Consider the following 18,523-nt stretch of genomic DNA (forward strand, 5'->3'; position numbering starts at 1 on the left):
TCATCTTGGTGCTTCCCCGCCAGCGATTGGGCCGTTATGACGGGTTGGAATTAAGGAGCCCGTATTATGACCCAACTCACACCGCAGCCCGGTATCATGGACATCGCCCTCTATCAGGGCGGGGCTGCCCATGTGAAAGGGGTGAGCAATGTTGTGAAGCTCTCCTCGAACGAGAACCCCTTTGGCCCCAGCCCGCGCGCCGTCCAGGCGATGCAGGACGCGGCGGCCAATATGCACCGCTATCCCAGCTCGGACCACGGCGCATTGCGGCAGGCGATCGGCGAGGTGCACGGGCTGGATCCGGAGCAGATCATCTGCGGCGCCGGCAGCGACGAAATCATCGCCTTCCTGTGCCAGGCCTATGCCGGCCCGGGCGACGAGGTGCTGTATACCGAACACGGCTTTGCCATGTACCGCATCAGCGCGCTGGCCGCTGGCGCCACCCCGGTAGAGGTGAAGGAGCGCGAGCGGGTCACCGATGTGGATGCGCTGCTGGCGGGCTGCACCGCCAGGACCAGGCTGGTCTTCATCGCCAACCCCAACAACCCCACCGGCACCATGATCAGCGAGGCCGAGGTGGCCCGCCTGGCCGATGGCCTGCCCGATGGCGCGCTCTTGGTGCTGGATGGAGCCTATGCGGAATATGTGGAGGGCTTTGATGCAGGCGCCGCGCTGATCGCCGCCCGCAGCAACGTCTTCATGACCCGCACCTTCTCCAAGATCTACGGCCTGGGCGGCGCCCGGATCGGCTGGGGTTACGGTCCCAAGGAGATCATCAACGTGCTGAACCGGGTGCGCGGTCCGTTCAACGTCTCCAGCACCGCGCTGGCGGGCGCTGAGGCCTCTGTGCGCGATACGGATTATGTCGATCACTGCCGGTCCGAGAACGCCAAGTGGCGCGCCTGGCTCGCCAATGCGCTGGCCGAACTCGGGGTGCCCTCGGACGTCTCCAGCACCAACTTCATCCTGGCCCGCTTCTCCAGCCAGGCAGAGGCGGAAGCCTGTGATCTCTACCTGCAAGCACAGGGCCTGATCGTGCGCCGGGTGGCGGGCTACAACCTGCCCACCGCGCTGCGTATCACCATCGGCGATGAGGACTCCTGCCGCCGCATCGAGCAAGGCGTCAAAGCGTTCAAAGAGGGGCAGGCATGAGCGAACAAGTCTACGGCCGTGTCGCGCTGATCGGGCTGGGCCTGATCGCGTCCTCGATGTTCTGGGCGATAAAGCGCGCCGGGCTGGCAGGCGAGGTAACCGGCTACGCCCGCAGCCTTGAGACCCGCGAAACCGCCCGCCGCATCGGCCTCTGCGACCGCGTCTGCGACAGCGCGCGGGAAGCGGTGCAGGACGCTGACCTGGTGGTGCTTTGCGTCCCCGTCGGCGCCATGGGGCCTGTGATGGAAGACATCGCCCCGGTGCTGAAACCCGGCGCCACGGTCTCCGATGTGGGCTCAGTCAAACGCCATGTGATCGAGGCGGTGCAGCCGCATATCCCCGAAGGTGTGCATTTTGTGCCCGCCCACCCGCTTGCAGGTACCGAGCATTCCGGCCCCGAATCCGGCTTTGCCGAGCTGTTCGACAACCGCTGGTCGCTGCTGGTGCCGGTCGAGGGCACCGACCCGGCGGCCACCGCCCGCCTGCGCGCCCTATGGGAAGGCATGGGCGCCAATGTCGATGAGATGGACGCCGACCATCACGATCTGGTGCTGGCCGTCACCTCGCACACGCCGCACCTGATCGCCTACACGATGGTGGGCGTGGCCGACGACCTGCGCCGGGTGACCGACAGCGAGGTGATCAAATACTCCGCCGCCGGTTTCCGCGACTTCACCCGCATCGCCGCCTCGGATCCGACCATGTGGCGCGACGTCTTCCTGACCAACAAGGACGCCACGCTGGAAATCCTCGGCCGCTTCACGGAGGAGCTCTTTGCCCTGCAGCGCGCCATCCGCACCGGCGACGGCGCGCATCTGCACGATTACTTCACCCGCACCCGCGCCATCCGCCGCGGCATCATCGAAGCGGGGCAGGACACCGACGCGCCGGACTTCGGCCGGGGCCAGAAAAAATGATCCGCGCGGGCGTGCTGCTGTTGGCGGTGGTGATCAGCGGTGCGGCGCTGGCCGCAACGCCGGACGCCTCACTGGAGCCGCCCGCACGCCCGGGGGCAAACGCTGGGCTGGAGGCCGCCATATCACAGGTATCCGGCATGCACCCGGTGTCCCGTCCGCAATCGGAGCAGCGCCTGGCGGCAGCAGCCCGCCCCGCGGACCTGCCGCTGCTGGCCCCTGGTGCATCCTTGCAGCCTATTGCACGCCCGGACAGCCTGGCAGAGCGGGTGCTGTTCAAGCGCCGCCAGCGTCGCAAGGGCTCGGTCTGCGGCGACATCGATATCCAGGGCGACGACATCGGCCATGTCTCCGGCACGCTGCCCGGCTGCGGCGCCAAGGACGCGGTGCGGGTGCGCGAGATTGCCGGGGTGCGGCTCAGCCAGGCCTCGCTGATGACCTGCAACACCGCCCGCGCGCTGAAGACCTGGATCAACCGCGAGGTCGAAACCGCCTTCGGGCGCCGAGACAAGGTGGTGTCCCTGCGGGTCGCTGCCCATTATGCCTGCCGCACCCGCAACAACCGCCCCGGCGCCAAGATTTCGGAACACGGCAAAGCGCGGGCAATCGACATCTCCGGCTTTACGCTCGCCAGCGGCGAAACCGTTTCCGTTCTGTACGGCTGGCAGAACCGCAAGAGCCGCAAGAAGCTGAAAAAGATCTGGCGCGCCGCCTGCGGCCCCTTCGGCACCGTGCTGGGGCCTGAGGCCGACCGCTATCACAAGGACCACTTCCACCTGGACGTGGCCCGCCACCGCGGCGGCACCTATTGCCGCTGACGGCGGGCTCCCGCGCCTGAAAATGCCCTGAAGGGCACGTTACAGCCTTGGGCCGGGCGCGCTGCGCGCGCAATGAGTTGTTTGCTGAGAAGCGCTTCAGGTGCAGGTCTGCCCTGAAGCGCGTTCGCACCAGCATTGGGGAGTGCCTGTAAAGGGTGAACGGCGCGCTTCGCCGCCGCTGTGTGCGGCCCATGACAGACAGGCGATGACAACCGCGTCTTGCGTTCAGCGGATGATCAGCCGCGGTGCGTGGCCCAGCGGCAGCGGGCCAAGCGTGACATAGCCATCCGCAAAGCCCAGCGTGATATCGAGGTTGTGCGGGTTGCCGCGGGCTTCTGCCAGCAGGCCCAGAACCCGCTCCACCGAACTGCGCAAGGAGGGGGGCAATGCGCCGCTGCGTTCCGCCATCAGCACCAGCCCGCGCCAGTTCTCCGCCTGCAGCGCAATCTCGCCTTCAGGCAGCCCCTGGTCATCGACCGTCAGCGCGCCGGTGGCCTTGAGCCGCAGATCGCCCCAGCGGGCATCGGCCAGTTTCAGTCCGATCCGGCGCGGCTGCGGCCGCCTCTGCTCCAGCGAGTACCTGTCCCAGGGGGCGTCAAAGGCAACCGCCATCTCCAGCTTCAGCGTGTCGAACCGTTCCGGCAGCGGCGCACTGGCCGCGAGCAGCCTGCGCCAGGCAGCGCGGGGGGCAAACTCCCTGGCTTCGGCGGAAATGCGGTAGGTCTCGGGGGCGCCAGTTTGCACCATGCGCAGGTCCAGCGCAGCGCCGCTCAGCACCGCTTCGCCGCCGCGGGCAATCTGCCAGCTGTCCGCCACGGCGGCCATCTGCTCCAGTTCCAGCGCAACCCCCGGCTTCAGATGCAGGCTGGCATGCAGCCCGTCTGCGGTGATCACCGCGGTCCGATCGAAATAGGAAAGCCGCTGCGCCGTCGCCGGGAAGTGCAGCTCCAGCTGCCCGGGCCAGGCTGCCGGGCTGTCCAGCTCCAGCCAGTCCGCCCGCCAGGCGGTGCCGCTGCGGGGATCGGCCAGGGCCGGACGGCTGATCCGGGTCACATGCCGGAATGGATAGCCTTGCGTCTCGAGCCCGGCATGCTCCGCCTGCCAGCCCCGGTTTTCCTGCGCTTCGAACCAGGCGGCAATGCCGTTCTTCAACCCCCAGGCCGCCGCCGCCCAATACAGGCTCCACACCAGAAGGGCAGTAATCAGCAGTTTCGCCAGGCGCATCGGATAGCCTCTTTTGTCCGGACCAGGATTGCTGTTTATAGGGAGCGCAGGGAAAGGGCCAGACGACATGACAATGTGGGTATTCGGATACGGATCACTTCTTTGGAACCCGGGCTTCCCGGTGGCGCGGCGCGAGGTGGCGGTGCTGCACGGTTATGCCCGGTCCTTCTGCATGTCCTCGATCCATCACCGCGGCAGCGAGGAAAAGCCCGGCCTCGTGCTGGCGCTGGACGCGGTCGAAGGCGCTCATTGCAAAGGCATCGCCCTGGCGGTGGAGGCCGGCCACGAGGAGCAGACCCTGGCAGATCTGCGTGAGCGCGAGCTGATTTCATCGGCCTATCTGGAACGGGACCTGGAAGTGGAACTGGCTGATGGATCCCTGGTCACCGCCGTCACCTATGTGATCGACCCGCATCATGTGCAGTATTGCGGCGGCCTCAGCCTCGAGGAGCAGGCCCAGATCATCGCCCATGCGGTGGGCGGACGCGGCCCCAATACCGAATACCTCTACAACACCGCCGAACATCTGGCCGAGATCGGCCTGCACGACAGCGATCTTGACTGGCTGGCAGGCCGGGTGCGGGAAATCACCGCATAAAGCCTTGGCGCTTTTGACACTTTGCCTATAGGCTGCGGACGCAATACGAGCAGTCAGAAGTGTCAGGAGCCAGGCAAAATGGCGCAGCCAGACCGCAAGACCCGGCCGCAGTTCTCCCAGCCGGTGCGGCAGATCATCATGATGCTGATCGCGCTGGGGCTATCGGGGTTCGGCGCCTTTGTGGCGCTGCCGCGGGTGCTGCCGGTGTTCCAGGCCAATCCCTGGCTCAACGGCTTCATCGTCTTTGTCTTCGTGATCGGGGTGCTGGCCTGTTTCTGGCAGGTGGTGCAGCTCATCGGTTCGGTGCGCTGGATCGAACGCTTCGCGGCCGGCGACAGCCAGGACCACCGCCGCCCGCCTTCGATGCTGGCGCCGCTGGCCTCGCTTCTGGGGTCGCGCAGCGCGCGGATGCAACTGGGGTCGGCGTCCACCCGTTCCATTCTGGATTCCGTCGCCAGCCGCATCGACGAAGACCGCGAGATCACCCGCTATATTGTCAACCTGCTGATTTTCCTCGGCCTTCTCGGCACCTTCTACGGCTTGGCCACCMCCGTTCCCGCCGTTGTCGACACCATCCGCAGCTTGGCCCCGCAGGAGGGGGAGGAGGGGCTTTCTGTCTTCAACCGCCTGATGACCGGGCTTGAGGCGCAGCTGGGCGGCATGGGCGTGGCCTTCGCCTCGTCACTGCTGGGTTTGGCCGGTTCGCTGATCGTCGGCCTGCTCGAACTCTTCGCAGGCCACGGCCAGAACCGCTTTTACCGCGAGCTGGAGGAATGGCTCTCCACCATCACCCGCGTCAGCTTCTCCTCTGGCGAGGATGGCGCCAGCGACAGCGGCGTGGTTTCCCAGGTGCTCGACACCATGGCCGAGCAGATGGAGATGCTGCAGGAAATGTTTGTTGAAACCGCCGAGGGCCGCGCCGCGGTGGATCAGCGGCTGACGGAGCTGGTGGAAACCATTCAGGAGATGAACCGCCGCCAGGAGCAGACCGGCACCATCACTGCGGCGCTGGACCGGGTTGCGGTCGGGCAGGAGGCGCTGACCGAGATTCTGCGCAGCCAGAGCGAACATGGCGGCATCGACGCCGAAAGCCGGATGCGGCTGCGCTCGATCGACGTGCAGATGCTGCGCATCCTCGAAGAAATTTCCGCAGGCCGCCAGGAAAGCTTCGCCGAGCTGCGCAAGGATATCGACCTGATGATCAAGGCCTTTGCGCGCCCGCGCGGACTGTCCCGCGGCGGTCTGCCGGACCGGGGCCCGGGGGAGTAACCGATGGCCCTTTCCCGGCGCACAGGACAGCGGTTTCAGGCCTCGATCTGGCCCGGGTTCGTCGATGCGATGACCGGGCTTCTGCTGGTGCTGATGTTCGTGCTGACCATCTTCATGGTGGTGCAGTTTGTGCTGCGCGAGACCATCACAGGGCAGGAAAGCCAGCTGGATGAGCTGTCAGCCGAGGTCAGCGCCTTGGCCTCTGCCCTGGGGCTGGAGGAGCGCGAAAACAGGCGCCTGAACGCCCGGATGGGGGCGCTGACCTCGACCCTCAACACGGCCGAACAGGATCTGGCGCAGGCCCGCAGCCTGATCACCTCGCTGACCGCAGAACGCGACCGCCAGGCCGGAGAACTGGCCGAGGCCGCCAGCCGAATCACCAGTTTCGAGGCCCAGGTCGCCGCCCTGATCGCCAGCCGCGACGCGGCCCAAGCACGGGTTGCGGATCTGAGCGCCGAACGCGAAAGCCTGGAAGCGGCCCGCGCCGTGCTGCTGAGCGAGCAGGAGGCCCTGACCCTGGCGCTGGCCCAGGCCCGCGGCGAGATCGACGCCCAGGCAGAGGCAGCCCGGCTGGCCGCGGCAGAGCGTGAGGCGATGGAGGCGCTGATCGCCAGCCTTGAGGCGGAGGAGGCGGCCAACTCCGAGGAAATCGCCGGCCTGCAGGAACAGCTGAGTGCGGAGGAAGCAGCCCGGATGGTGGAGGCTGCCGCCGCCGAATCCCTTCGCGAAAAACTGCAATCCGCGGACGCGGAACTCACCGCCATGACCCTGGCGCTGGAGGCGCAGCGGCAGCAGGCGGAGGACACCCTGACCCTGCTGGCAGCCGCAGAGGCGGCAAAGCGGCAGCTGGATGCGCAGCTCACGGAACTGGAAGCAGCCCGTGCAGGCTCAGACGCCGAGGCCGGGCGGCTGGCAGCTGAACTGGCCGAGGCCAGGGCAGCTCTGGCCGCGGCGGAAACCAAGGCGGAAGATCTGGATGTCCTGCGCCAGCGGCTGCTGGCCGCCGTGGCTGCGCAGGAGGCGGCAGAGGCCGCCGCAACGGAGCAGCTGACCCAGGCCGAGGAACGCGCGGCGCTGCTGGCGCAGGTGCGGGACGCCCTGTCGCAGGAGCAGGCGGTGTCAGAGGAAGCCCGCCGCGAGACCGCGCTGCTCAATCAGCAGGTCGCGGCCCTGCGCGAGCAGCTCGGCGGCCTGCAGGCGATTCTCGACGATTACCAGGCCCGCGACGCGGCGCAGCAGGTGCAGCTGCAGAACCTCGGCCAGGACCTGAACGCGGCGCTGGCCCGCGCCGCCTCGGAAGAGCGCAAGCGGCGGCTCTTGGAAGAGCAGGAGCGCAAGCGGCTGGAGGCAGAGGCTGAGGCGCTCACCGCCAAGGCACAGGACCTTGAGCGCTACCGCTCCGAGTTCTTCGGGCGGCTGCGCGATCTCCTCGGCACCCAGGAGGGCGTGCGTATCCAGGGCGACCGCTTTGTCTTTGCCTCCGAGGTGCTGTTCCCGCCGGGCAGCGCCACCCTGTCGCCGGAAGGCCGGGTGGAGATCGCCAAGGTGGTGTCGATCCTGCAGAGCGTGGTGACGGCGATCCCGCCGGAGATCAACTGGATCATCCGGGTGGACGGGCATACCGACAGCACGCCGCTGGGGGCGCACCCGAAATTTGCCGACAACTGGGAGCTCAGCCAGGGCCGGGCGCTGTCGGTGGTGCGCTACATGGTCGAGGCGCTGGGGGTGCCGCCGTCGCGGCTGGCCGCCAACGGGTTCGGGGAGTACCAGCCGGTGAACCCGGCGGACACGCCGGAGGCCCGCGCCCAGAACCGGCGGATCGAGCTGAAATTCACCGAGAAGTGATGCCGGTAACTGCCCTCAGCAGGCGCTGCCCCGCTTGAACCGCAGATCCGGTGGGTGCAACCCGCTTCACTAATGGAGACAAGCTACTAGTTACACACGGGTTGCGGCCCCGCCGGGCAGCAGGGCCAGATATAATTTATTGCGGATGCGGGCTTTATCAAATCCGGCCGCCAGGTTTACCGGCCCCGGCATAAGTGCCAAAGGCGGGCGCGGGGGCTCCCGCCCGGCGCCAATCCGCCCTGCAAGGGCGGCTGCGCCCGTTGGGCCGGGCAGCCGCGCCGCGGCTGCAGGACGGTTTCCCGGGCTGTGCGCTATTGGGCCGCGATGGTCATGCTGCGCTGGAAGCGGGCAATTTCCTGCCCGTCCCGGAGCAGGCGGGCCACGCCGGTATAGCTGCCCGCAGGCCATTGCCCGCCGCGCAGGCGCCGCCCGGCGGCACGATAGAATTGCGCCTGGTTCTTTTGAAGCGCCTCGCTGTGAGAGACAAAGTCTCCGCCGGGGCCGGTCACATTCAGTTCTAGCAGGTCGCCGGCCTGGCCGCCAAAGGCGTAGGCCCAGAACACAAAGGCCGGTGCATCCGGCGGCAACGGCGCCTCATCGGCCGTCCCGGTCTTGACGGAGCCGTAGTCAGGGATGGCTGTGCTGAAGCCTGCCCCCAGAACGCCGCCCGCTTGATAGGGCGGAAGGCTGGCCCACAGCGTCTGGCCCGGCAGGTCGCCGCAGGTTTCCAGGGCATCCGGGGAGAAAGGGTCAACGACCGCGCCATCCTTGCGCACCGACAGATGCAGATGCGGGAATTGTGTTTTGCCCGAGAGCCCAACCTCGCCCAGCACATCGCCGGCTTTCACCTTCTGGCCGCTTTCCACCCGGACCGAGCCGCGCTTCATGTGGCAGTACTGGGTTTCCCAGCCGCCGCCGTGGCGCAGCACCACGCCGTTGCCGCACTCCTTGCCGTCGATCTCAGCCGCGTTTGCGTCCGTTGCATATTGATCCGGCATGCTGTTGCGGGTGCCGAGGACAACGCCATCTGCGGCGGCACGAACCGTCGCACCAGCCTGCATGTCGGACAGATAGGGCAGGGCGATGTCGGTGCCCTTGTGCCCGTCATAGCTGAGCGTGCCGCAGGTGAAGTCACGGGCACCCGACCCGGGATCGCGGTCGACGAACTGCTGGATGTGGCAGCTTTCGCCCAGGGTGCAGTCCACCGGAAACCGCAATCGGAAATCGCCCGCCGCGGCGGGCGCGGCGAGCGATATGGAGGTTAACAGCGCTGCGAGGCGCATCAGTCCGCGGTCAGGAGCGGCGGCTTGTCGCCGGAGATCCGCGGCTTGCTGGGGCCTTCCAGGCGCAGGTCCAGCTTGCCGTCCTTGATGCCGACCTGGACCACGCCGCCCTTGGTCAGCTTGCCGAAAAGCAGCTCCTCGGCCAGCGGCTTCTTGATGTGCTCCTGAATGACACGGCCCAGGGGGCGCGCGCCCATGCGGTCGTCGTAGCCCTTGTCGGCCAGCCATTCGGCGGCCTTGCGGGTCAGCTCGATCGACACGTTGCGGTCCATCAGCTGCGCTTCCAGCTGCAGCACGAACTTCTCGACCACCTGCAGGATCACTTCCTTGCCCAGCGGCGCGAAGGAGATCACCGCGTCCAGACGGTTGCGGAACTCCGGCGTGAAGGTGCGCTCGATGGCGGCGGTATCCTCGCCCTCGCGGCGGTCGCGGCCAAAGCCGATGGCGGCCTTTGCCATGTCGGATGCGCCCGCGTTCGAGGTCATGATCAGGATCACGTTGCGGAAGTTCACGGTGCGGCCGTTGTGGTCGGTCAGCTGGCCGTTGTCCATCACCTGCAGCAGGATGTTGTAGACATCCGGGTGCGCCTTCTCGATCTCATCCAGCAGCAGCACGCAGTGCGGGTGCTGGTCGACACCATCTGTCAGCAGACCGCCCTGGTCAAAGCCGACATAGCCCGGAGGCGCGCCGATCAGGCGGGAGACCGCGTGTTTCTCCATGTACTCGGACATGTCGAAGCGCAAGAGCTCGACGCCCAGCTGATCCGCCAGCTGCTTGGCAACCTCGGTCTTGCCGACACCGGTGGGGCCCGCAAACAGGTAGTTGCCGATCGGTTTTTCCGGCTCGCGCAGGCCGGCACGGGCCAGCTTGATGGCGCTCGACAGCGCGGTTATCGCATCGTCCTGGCCGAACACCACGCGCTTCAGCGATTTCTCCAGGTCCTTCAGCACCTCGGCATCGTCCTTGGAGACATTCTTGGGCGGAATGCGGGCGATCTTGGCCACCACGGCCTCGATCTCCTTGACGCCGATGGTCTTGCGGCGCTTGCTTTCGATGATCAGATGCTGCGCGGCGCCGGCTTCGTCGATGACGTCGATGGCCTTGTCCGGCAACTTGCGGTCGTTGATGTAGCGCGCTGACAGCTCCACCGCGGTCTTGATCGCGTCCGAGGTGAATTTGATGCCGTGATGCTCCTCGAAATAGGGCTTCAGGCCTTTCAGGATCTCGATGGAATCCTCCACCGTCGGCTCGTTCACGTCGATTTTCTGGAACCGGCGGGACAGCGCGCGGTCCTTCTCGAAATGCTGGCGGAACTCCTTGTAGGTGGTGGAGCCCATGGTGCGCAGCTTGCCGCCCTGCAGCGCAGGCTTCAGCAGGTTGGACGCATCCATCGCGCCGCCGGAGGTGGCGCCGGCACCGATCACGGTGTGGATCTCGTCTATGAACAGCACCGCGTCGGGGTGGTCCTCCAGTTCGGTGACCACGGCCTTCAGCCGCTCCTCGAAATCGCCGCGGTAGCGGGTGCCGGCCAGCAGCGCGCCCATGTCGAGCGAGTAGATGGTGGTTTCCGACAGGATTTCCGGGGTTTCGCCGGACACGATGCGGCGCGCCAGGCCCTCTGCGATGGCGGTCTTGCCGACACCGGGGTCGCCCACCAGCAGCGGGTTGTTCTTGCGGCGGCGGCACAGTACCTGGATGCAGCGCTCGACCTCGTGGTCGCGGCCGATCAGCGGGTCGATGTCGCCGTCGCGGGATTTCGCGTTCAGATCGACGCAGTACTTGGCCAGCGCCGACTCCTTCTTCTCGCCCTCGGGGGCGGCGGTCAGGTTATCCTCTTCCTGCTCGGTGGCGCCGGTGACCGGGCGGGATTCCCCGTAGGCCGGATCCTTGGCCACGCCGTGGGCGATGAAGTTCACCGCGTCATAGCGGGTCATCTCCTGGTCCTGCAGAAAATAGGCGGCGTCGCTCTCGCGCTCGGCAAAGATGGCGACCAGCACATTCGCCCCCGTTACCTCTGTGCGGCCGGAGCTTTGCACATGGATCGCAGCGCGCTGGATCACGCGCTGGAAGGCGGCGGTCGGCACCGCCTCCGATCCGTCGATGTCGGTCACAAGGTTGGCAAGATCCTCATCCACGAATTCAACCAGTGAGGATCGCAATTCACTCAGGTCGACGCTGCAGGCACGCATCACGCGGGCCGCGTCGGGCTCATCGATCAGGGCCAGAAGCAGATGTTCCAGGGTTGCGAATTCATGACGGCGTTCATTCGCCAGCGCCAGCGCTGCGTGAATGGCCTGTTCCAGGGTGCTCGAGAATGAAGGCACGGGCGTGCTCCTCTGATCTTGGGTTGGCCGGTGGGGCGGTATTAACCAACCCCTCAGTTCAACCATGTGCTTATAAGGTTAGAGTTTGGTTGATAGAGCGCCGGCTTCAAGGTCTTTTCTTCATTTTGGGGTCACAATTATTTTCTCCCTGTTGCGTCCCGATACCCTTGATTTGCTCAGAAAGTGTCCTTGCGGCTGCGGATTTCGGCAAAAACCTCCGGATCTTCAGCGTCTTGCATGCCCAGATTGGCTCTTACGGCACTGTCACCGGCGCGCAGGAACGGATTGGTGTCAAGTTCCAATTGCAGGGATGAGGGCACCGTGGGCGCCCCGTTTTCCCGGGCCTTTGCGATATCGCGCATCCGCGCCTGCAACGCCGGGTTGCCGGAGTCCACGGTGACCGCAAAAGCACCGTTAGCCTGGGTGTATTCATGCCCAGAGTAAACCATAGTTTGCGGCGGCAGCGCGGCAAGACGCGACAAACTGGCCCACATCTGCTGCGGCGTGCCCTCGAACAGCCGTCCGCATCCCAGCGCCATCAGGCTGTCGGCGGTGAAAACCGCCTCGGCGCCGGGCATGTAAAAGGCGATATGGCCCACTGTGTGGCCGGACACATCCATCACCTGCACCTCTTCGCCCAGCAGGGTGAATGTGCCGCCGTCCTCCACCGCCACGTCCAGCGGCGGCAGCCGGTGTGCGTCCGCCTGCGCGCCGATCACCTTGGCGCCATAGGCGTCGCGCAGCTCCGCAACCCCGTCCACATGGTCCCAGTGGTGGTGCGTCAGCAGGATCCAGTCCAGCCCCCAGCCGCGCTCAGACAGTGCTGCCTTGATGGCGCCGGCTTCGGGCGCATCCACCAGCGCGGTCTCGCCTGAGGCCGGATTGTGGATCAAGAAGGCATAGTTATCCGACAGGCAGGGCAGGGTGACGATCTCAAGAGGCATGGTCATTCGCCTTTACATTGCTAAACTGCGCCCAGATTGGCCGAAGCAGCAGGCGCCCGCAATGCATCTTGACGTCCAGGATCTGAGGAATTTCTACTACCGCAGCACCCTTGGGCGTGCGGCGCAGGCCTCGATCCGCGGCCGCCTGCTGGAGCTGTGGCCGGAGGCGGAGGGGCTGACAGTGGCGGGCTTCGGCTTTGCCGCGCCGCTGTTGCGCCCCTACCTGCCGGAGGCGCGCCGGGTGATGGCGCTGATGCCGGGGCCGCAGGGGGTGATGCAATGGCCTGCCGGGATGCCCAACGTCTCCGTCCTGTGCGAGGAGACCAGCTGGCCCATCGACACCGGCCGCGTCGACCGGCTGGTGGTAATGCACGGGCTGGAAACCTCGGAACGCCCCAGCAAGCTGCTGGAGGAGTGCTGGCGGGCGCTGGGCCCGGGCGGGCGCGCGATTTTCGTCGTGCCGAACCGCGCGGGCCTGTGGGCGCGGTCGGACCTGACGCCGTTCGGCTATGGCCGCCCCTACACGCTGCGCCAGCTGGAGGGGCAGTTGCGGCAGCATCAGTTCGCCATCGAGCAGCACACTGCCGCGCTCTACCGGCTGCCCAGCCACAAGCGCTTCTGGCTGAAATCCGGCGCCATGCTGGAAAAAATGGGCCGCAAGCTGCCTGCGATGCTGGCCGGCGGCGTGTTCATGGTCGAGGTCAGCAAACAGACCTACCCGCAGAAGGGCCACATGATCCGCACCAAGGCCCCCAGCCGCATCCGGGTGCTGGAAGGGCTCTCCAACCCGATGCCGGAACCGGCCTGAGCCAAGCGGCGCGCAGGGCGCCGGATTTCGATTCCCGAAATCCGCCGGAACGGCCCGTTCGGGTGGTTTTCCACCCTTATGTGACGATTTTTGACGCAAATGCCGCTTTCCGGAATCGCAAAATCCTGCAGTTTACCCGCACTTTTTTATTTATCGACTGTGGTCAAAGGGCCGCACTTGGCGCAAGCCTTTGAAAACGCTGAAAACATGCTTTCTTCTGTTACCGTTATAGGCAGTTGATAGGTCGCATCCGCTCTGCTAGACCCACGCTGATTTCAACGCCCCGCTGCCAAGGGGGATGTCTCACGCCCCCGGACGCCTCCTGATCGCCAGGTACGCCAACCGGGGCCAAAAACATATCGGAAGGGTGGACGTGTCCGAACCAGCTTCGATTTCTGCAGGCATTGCCGCGCGCTATGCCACGGCGGTGTTCGACATCGCGGAAGAGAACAAGGCGCTCGACAGCCTTGAAACCAGCATCAATGATCTGGCAGCCGCCCTGGCTGACAGCCCAGAGCTCAACAGCCTGATCAACTCGCCGCTCGTGTCGCGCGAAGAGCAGGGCGCCGCAATCACTGCGGTGGCGGACAAGATGGGCATTGATCCCGTCCTGCGCAATACCCTGGCTCTGATGGCCGACAAGCGCCGCCTGTTCGTGGTGCCTGCGCTGATCGAGGCGCTGCGCGCCCGCCTGGCCGATGCCCGCGGCGAAGTGACCGCCGAAGTGGTCTCCGCCAAGGCGCTGACCAAGACCCAGAGCGAGAAACTGGCCAAGACCCTGGCCGAGCGCGTGGGCAAGAAAGTTACCATCAATGCTTCCGTCGATGCCTCCATCATCGGCGGTCTTGTCGTTAAAGTGGGCTCGAAGATGATCGACAGCTCGATCCGCTCCAAGCTCAACTCCCTACAGAATGCAATGAAAGAGGTCGGATAAATGGGTATCCAAGCAGCAGAGATTTCTGCGATCCTGAAAGACCAGATCAAGAATTTTGGTCAAGAAGCCGAAGTGGCAGAAATCGGCCGCGTGCTGTCCGTCGGTGACGGTATTGCCCGCGTTTACGGCCTCGACAACGTTCAGGCCGGCGAAATGGTCGAATTCCCGGGCGGCATCATGGGCATGGCGCTGAACCTCGAAGCCGACAACGTCGGTATCGTGATCTTCGGCTCCGACCGCGACATTAAAGAAGGCGACACCGTCAAGCGCACCAACTCCATCGTGGACGTGCCGGCCGGCCCCGAGCTGCTGGGCCGCGTTGTCGACGGTCTGGGCAACCCGCTGGATGGCAAGGGCCCGATCAACGCTGCGCAGCGTCAGGTTGCTGACGTCAAGGCTCCGGGCATCATCCCGCGTAAATCGGTGCACGAGCCGATGGCAACCGGCCTGAAATCGGTTGACGCGATGATCCCGATCGGCCGCGGCCAGCGCGAGCTGATCATCGGCGACCGTCAGACCGGCAAGACCGCCGTGGCTCTGGACACCATCCTGAACCAGAAGGTCTACAACGACGCCGCAGGCGACGACGAGTCCAAGAAACTGTACTGCGTCTACGTCGCTGTCGGCCAGAAGCGCTCGACCGTGGCCCAGCTGGTGAAGAAGCTGGAAGAGTCCGGCGCCATGGAATACTCGATCGTGGTTGCCGCAACCGCGTCCGACCCGGCACCGCTGCAGTTCCTGGCCCCCTATGCCGCAACCGCGATGGCCGAATACTTCCGCGACAACGGCAAGCACGCGCTGATCATCTATGATGACCTCTCCAAGCAGGCCGTGGCCTACCGCCAGATGTCCCTGCTGCTGCGCCGTCCGCCGGGACGTGAAGCCTACCCGGGCGACGTTTTCTACCTGCACTCCCGCCTGCTGGAGCGTTCGGCAAAGCTGAACGAGGACTTCGGCGCCGGCTCGCTGACCGCTCTGCCGGTCATCGAAACCCAGGGCGGCGACGTGTCCGCGTTTATTCCGACCAACGTGATCTCGATCACCGACGGCCAGATCTTCCTGGAAACCGAACTGTTCTACCAGGGCATCCGCCCCGCCGTGAACACCGGTCTGTCGGTTTCGCGTGTGGGCTCCTCGGCCCAGACCAACGCGATGAAGACCGTTGCAGGCCCGGTTAAGCTGTCGCTGGCCCAGTACCGCGAGATGGCGGCCTTCGCCCAGTTCGGCTCCGACCTCGACGCCGCCACCCAGCAGCTGCTGAACCGTGGCGCCCGTCTGACCGAGCTGATGAAGCAGCCGCAGTACTCGCCGCTGACCAACGCCGAAATCGTCTGCGTCATCTTTGCAGGCACCAACGGCTATCTGGACAAGGTCGCGCTGAAAGACGTCGGCCGCTGGGAAGCGGGCCTGCTGTCGCACATGCGCGGCAAAGGCAAAGAGACCCTGGACTGGATCACCAACGAAGATCCCAAGATCAAGGGCGACGCCGCTGACAAACTCAAGGCTGCGATCGACGAATACGCCGCCACCTTCGCATAAGGAGAGAGTCGGGACATGCCTTCTCTCAAGGACCTTAAAAACAGGATCGAGTCGGTCAAATCGACCCGCAAGATCACCAAAGCCATGCAAATGGTGGCTGCGGCGAAACTTCGCCGCGCCCAGGAAGCTGCCGAGGATTCCCGGCCCTACACCAAGCGGTTCAACGCCGTGATGGCAGGGCTGGCGGCCTCGGTCGGCGGCAGCGACTCCGCGCCCAAGCTGCTCCGCGGCACCGGCTCGGACCAGGTTCACCTCCTGGTGGTCATGACCGCCGAACGCGGCCTCTGCGGCGGCTTCAACTCGAACATTGCCAAGCTTGCCCGCCAGAAGGCGGCCGAGCTGAAGGCCGCGGGCAAGACGGTCAAGGTTCTGACCGTCGGCAAGAAGGGCCGCGACGCCCTGAAGCGCGACCTCGGCAGTGATTTCGTCGGCCATGTGGACCTCAGCGACGTCAAGCGTATCGGCTATGCCAATGCGCAGGCCATCGCCAAGGACATCCTGACCCGGTTCGATGCTGGGGAATTCGACGTCGCCACGATCTTCTTCTCGGAGTTCGTCAACGTCGTGACCCAGATCCCGACCGCTCAGCAGATCATCCCGGCCTCCTTCGAGGCTGAGGAGGGCGAAAGCTCTGGCGCCGTCTACGACTACGAACCGGGCGAAGAGCGGATCCTCGCGGACCTGCTGCCGCGCGGCGTGGCAACCCAGATCTTCTCCGGCCTGCTGGAAAACGGCGCATCCGAACAGGGTGCCCGGATGAGCGCGATGGACAACGCGACCCGCAACGCGGGCGAGATGATCGACAAGCTGACCATCGAGTTCAACCGTTCCCGTCAGGCCGTGATCACCAACGAGCTGATTGAAATCATTTCGGGCGCTGAGGCGCTCTAAGAGACAACCGGAGACCAACAAATGGCACAAGCAAAAGGCAAGGTGACTCAGATCATCGGCGCCGTTGTGGACGTCCAGTTCGACGACCACCTGCCCGCAATTCTGAACGCACTGCACACCGAAAACGACGGCAAGACCCTGGTTCTGGAAGTTGCCCAGCACCTCGGCGAAAACACCGTCCGCACCATCGCAATGGACGCAACCGAGGGCCTGGTCCGCGGTCAGGCCGTGACCGACACCGGCGCGCCGATCTCGATCCCGGTCGGCAACGCCACCCTGGGCCGCATCCTGAACGTTGTGGGCGAGCCGGTGGACGAAAAAGGCCCGGTGAACGCATCCGAGACCCGCGCCATCCACCAGCCGGCGCCGGAATTCAACGACCAGTCCACCGAGTCGGAAGTCCTGGTGACCGGCATCAAGGTGATCGACCTGCTGGCGCCCTACGCCAAAGGCGGCAAGATCGGCCTGTTCGGCGGCGCCGGCGTGGGCAAGACCGTTCTGATCATGGAACTGATCAACAACATCGCAAAAGTGCACTCGGGCTTCTCCGTGTTCGCGGGTGTTGGCGAACGGACCCGTGAAGGCAACGACCTGTACTGGGAAATGATCGAATCCAACGTGATCAAGCCGGACAACCTGGAAGAATCCCAGGTGGCCCTGGTCTACGGTCAGATGAACGAACCTCCGGGTGCGCGTGCCCGCGTTGCGCTGACCGGCCTGACCCTGGCCGAGCAGTTCCGCGACCAGTCCGGCACCGACGTTCTGTTCTTCGTGGACAACATCTTCCGCTTCACCCAGGCCGGTTCCGAGGTGTCCGCTCTGCTCGGCCGTATCCCCTCCGCGGTGGGCTACCAGCCGACGCTGGCGACCGACATGGGCGCGATGCAGGAACGCATCACCTCGACCAAGAACGGCTCGATCACCTCGATCCAGGCCGTCTACGTTCCCGCGGACGACCTTACCGACCCGGCACCGGCAACCACCTTTGCCCACCTGGACGCAACCACCGTTCTTAACCGTGCGATCTCCGAGCTCGGCATCTACCCGGCCGTGGACCCGCTGGACTCCACCTCGCGCCTGATGGACCCGGCGATCGTTGGCGAAGAGCACTACAAAGTGGCTTCCGACGTTCAGCAGATCCTCCAGCGCTACAAGTCGCTGCAGGACATCATCGCCATCCTCGGCATGGACGAACTGTCGGAAGAGGACAAGCTGACCGTTGCGCGCGCTCGTAAGATCCAGCGTTTCCTGTCCCAGCCGTTCGACGTTGCGAAGGTGTTCACCGGCTCTGACGGTGTGCAGGTTCCGCTGGAAGACACCATCTCGTCGTTCAAGGCCGTTGTGGCCGGCGAATACGACCACCTGCCCGAGGGCGCCTTCTACATGGTTGGCGGCATCGACGAAGTGAAGGCCAAGGCCGAGAAGATGGCTGCGGAAGCCGCCTAAGAACGGATTTTCCCCCGCGCCCCGCGGTGCGGGGGGACCCTGAAAGGAGGCCCCAATGGCACAAACGATGCAATTCGACCTCGTCAGCCCCGAGCGAAGCCTGGCTTCTCTGCAGGCCAGCTCGGTTCTGATTCCCGGTGCGGAAGGCGACATGACGGCAATGCCGCAGCATGCGCCCACCATCACCACCCTGCGCCCCGGCGTGCTGAAGGTCGAAAGCCCGGAAGGCAACTCGGAGTATCTGGTGACCGGCGGTTTTGCCGAGATCGCAGGCGACAGCCTGTCGGTTCTGGCCGAACGCGCGATCCCGATGGCCGAGATGACCCGCGATCAGATGAACGATCTGATCGAGGAAGCCCGCGAGATGTACAAGACCGCGAAAGAGGAAGACCAGCCGCACGGCCTGGTCGAGGACGCAGCCAAGCTGCTCGCCGACATGGAAGCCCTGGGCACCCATATGTCCCTCTGATCCAGGCGCGGATTGGACGAAACAGAGACCGGCTCCCGTTGGGGGCCGGTTTTCTTTTTTTTGGG

General features: G+C 65.3%; 16 protein-coding genes. 12 read left to right on the plus strand and 4 right to left on the minus strand.

Features of this window, described 5'->3' with window-relative positions:
* Positions 1-66 precede the first annotated feature (66 nt).
* Genes hisC through GKC28_RS16775 form a run of 3 tightly spaced genes read left to right on the plus strand, consistent with a single transcriptional unit; the run spans position 67 to position 2,884 of the window.
* Entirely contained in the window at positions 67-1,152 is a 1,086-nt protein-coding gene (gene hisC, locus GKC28_RS16765; protein WP_174148143.1) for a histidinol-phosphate transaminase, read from the plus strand.
* The gene (locus tag GKC28_RS16770; RefSeq protein WP_174148144.1) at positions 1,149-2,069 is read left to right on the plus strand and encodes a prephenate/arogenate dehydrogenase family protein; all 921 of its coding nucleotides are present in this window, start codon (positions 1,149-1,151) and stop codon (positions 2,067-2,069) included. Before hisC ends, GKC28_RS16770 begins: the two co-directional genes overlap by 4 nt.
* Entirely contained in the window at positions 2,066-2,884 is an 819-nt protein-coding gene (locus GKC28_RS16775; RefSeq protein ID WP_174148145.1) for an extensin family protein, read from the plus strand. Before GKC28_RS16770 ends, GKC28_RS16775 begins: the two co-directional genes overlap by 4 nt.
* A 225-nt stretch (positions 2,885-3,109) precedes the next feature.
* Here the strand turns inward: GKC28_RS16775 and GKC28_RS16780 are convergent, their stop codons facing one another.
* Positions 3,110-4,108, minus strand: coding sequence for a DUF2125 domain-containing protein (locus GKC28_RS16780; RefSeq protein ID WP_174148146.1), 999 nt, complete (start codon positions 4,106-4,108; stop codon positions 3,110-3,112).
* Positions 4,109-4,175: 67 nt separating this feature from the next.
* Here GKC28_RS16780 and GKC28_RS16785 point away from each other — a divergent pair, with 67 nt between their 5' ends.
* The 3 genes from GKC28_RS16785 (at position 4,176) to GKC28_RS16795 (ending at position 7,820) form a co-directional block, all read left to right on the plus strand.
* A complete protein-coding gene (locus tag GKC28_RS16785; RefSeq protein WP_174148147.1) occupies positions 4,176-4,706 on the plus strand; it encodes a gamma-glutamylcyclotransferase in 531 nt (176 codons plus the stop codon).
* A 78-nt stretch (positions 4,707-4,784) separates the two neighbouring features.
* Entirely contained in the window at positions 4,785-5,975 is a 1,191-nt protein-coding gene (locus GKC28_RS16790; protein ID WP_174148148.1) for a biopolymer transporter ExbB, read from the plus strand.
* Between the two features lie 3 nt (positions 5,976-5,978).
* Positions 5,979-7,820 carry a peptidoglycan -binding protein gene (locus tag GKC28_RS16795; RefSeq protein ID WP_174148149.1) on the plus strand — a complete coding sequence of 614 codons (1,842 nt, stop codon included), beginning with the start codon at positions 5,979-5,981 and terminating at the stop codon, positions 7,818-7,820.
* A gap of 311 nt (positions 7,821-8,131) precedes the next feature.
* On the opposite strand, the gene GKC28_RS16800 is transcribed toward GKC28_RS16795, so the two are convergent.
* The 3 genes from GKC28_RS16800 to gloB form a co-directional block, all read right to left on the minus strand.
* Positions 8,132-9,103, minus strand: coding sequence for a M23 family metallopeptidase (locus GKC28_RS16800; protein ID WP_174148150.1), 972 nt, complete (start codon positions 9,101-9,103; stop codon positions 8,132-8,134).
* Positions 9,103-11,427: an ATP-dependent Clp protease ATP-binding subunit ClpA gene (gene clpA / locus GKC28_RS16805; protein ID WP_174148151.1), complete on the minus strand. Its 2,325-nt coding sequence runs from the start codon at positions 11,425-11,427 to the stop codon at positions 9,103-9,105. The genes GKC28_RS16800 and clpA overlap by 1 nt, the downstream gene beginning before the upstream one ends.
* Before the next feature lie 176 nt (positions 11,428-11,603).
* Entirely contained in the window at positions 11,604-12,377 is a 774-nt protein-coding gene (gene gloB / locus GKC28_RS16810; RefSeq protein ID WP_174148152.1) for a hydroxyacylglutathione hydrolase, read from the minus strand.
* A gap of 55 nt (positions 12,378-12,432) precedes the next feature.
* Between gloB and GKC28_RS16815 the strand changes: the two genes are divergently transcribed.
* From GKC28_RS16815 to GKC28_RS16840, 6 genes are all read left to right on the plus strand, one after another.
* Positions 12,433-13,179 carry a class I SAM-dependent methyltransferase gene (locus GKC28_RS16815; protein ID WP_174148153.1) on the plus strand — a complete coding sequence of 249 codons (747 nt, stop codon included), beginning with the start codon at positions 12,433-12,435 and terminating at the stop codon, positions 13,177-13,179.
* Positions 13,180-13,552: 373 nt separating this feature from the next.
* Positions 13,553-14,113: a F0F1 ATP synthase subunit delta gene (locus GKC28_RS16820; protein WP_174148154.1), complete on the plus strand. Its 561-nt coding sequence runs from the start codon at positions 13,553-13,555 to the stop codon at positions 14,111-14,113.
* The gene (atpA, locus tag GKC28_RS16825) at positions 14,114-15,652 is read left to right on the plus strand and encodes a F0F1 ATP synthase subunit alpha (protein WP_174148155.1); all 1,539 of its coding nucleotides are present in this window, start codon (positions 14,114-14,116) and stop codon (positions 15,650-15,652) included.
* A gap of 15 nt (positions 15,653-15,667) precedes the next feature.
* Positions 15,668-16,543, plus strand: coding sequence for a F0F1 ATP synthase subunit gamma (locus GKC28_RS16830; RefSeq protein ID WP_174148156.1), 876 nt, complete (start codon positions 15,668-15,670; stop codon positions 16,541-16,543).
* A 21-nt stretch (positions 16,544-16,564) separates the two neighbouring features.
* Positions 16,565-17,989, plus strand: coding sequence for a F0F1 ATP synthase subunit beta (gene atpD / locus GKC28_RS16835; protein ID WP_174148157.1), 1,425 nt, complete (start codon positions 16,565-16,567; stop codon positions 17,987-17,989).
* 55 nt (positions 17,990-18,044) lie between these two features.
* Complete coding sequence (locus tag GKC28_RS16840; protein ID WP_174148158.1) at positions 18,045-18,458, plus strand: F0F1 ATP synthase subunit epsilon; 414 nt, start codon at positions 18,045-18,047, stop codon at positions 18,456-18,458.
* The last annotated feature ends 65 nt before the right edge of the window (positions 18,459-18,523 follow it).

The sequence above is a fragment of the Leisingera sp. ANG59 genome (assembly GCF_013317235.1).
Classification (GTDB): Bacteria; Pseudomonadota; Alphaproteobacteria; order Rhodobacterales; family Rhodobacteraceae; genus Leisingera.

Coding starts and splice junctions, on each gene's coding strand:
- hisC (WP_174148143.1), top strand. CDS start 67: ATGACCCAACTCACACCGCAGCCCGGTATCATGGACATCGCCCTCTAT.
- GKC28_RS16770 (WP_174148144.1), top strand. CDS start 1,149: ATGAGCGAACAAGTCTACGGCCGTGTCGCGCTGATCGGGCTGGGCCTG.
- GKC28_RS16775 (WP_174148145.1), top strand. CDS start 2,066: ATGATCCGCGCGGGCGTGCTGCTGTTGGCGGTGGTGATCAGCGGTGCG.
- GKC28_RS16780 (WP_174148146.1), bottom strand. CDS start 4,108: ATGCGCCTGGCGAAACTGCTGATTACTGCCCTTCTGGTGTGGAGCCTG.
- GKC28_RS16785 (WP_174148147.1), top strand. CDS start 4,176: ATGACAATGTGGGTATTCGGATACGGATCACTTCTTTGGAACCCGGGC.
- GKC28_RS16795 (WP_174148149.1), top strand. CDS start 5,979: ATGGCCCTTTCCCGGCGCACAGGACAGCGGTTTCAGGCCTCGATCTGG.
- GKC28_RS16800 (WP_174148150.1), bottom strand. CDS start 9,103: ATGCGCCTCGCAGCGCTGTTAACCTCCATATCGCTCGCCGCGCCCGCC.
- gloB (WP_174148152.1), bottom strand. CDS start 12,377: ATGACCATGCCTCTTGAGATCGTCACCCTGCCCTGCCTGTCGGATAAC.
- GKC28_RS16815 (WP_174148153.1), top strand. CDS start 12,433: ATGCATCTTGACGTCCAGGATCTGAGGAATTTCTACTACCGCAGCACC.
- atpA (WP_174148155.1), top strand. CDS start 14,114: ATGGGTATCCAAGCAGCAGAGATTTCTGCGATCCTGAAAGACCAGATC.
- GKC28_RS16830 (WP_174148156.1), top strand. CDS start 15,668: ATGCCTTCTCTCAAGGACCTTAAAAACAGGATCGAGTCGGTCAAATCG.
- atpD (WP_174148157.1), top strand. CDS start 16,565: ATGGCACAAGCAAAAGGCAAGGTGACTCAGATCATCGGCGCCGTTGTG.
- GKC28_RS16840 (WP_174148158.1), top strand. CDS start 18,045: ATGGCACAAACGATGCAATTCGACCTCGTCAGCCCCGAGCGAAGCCTG.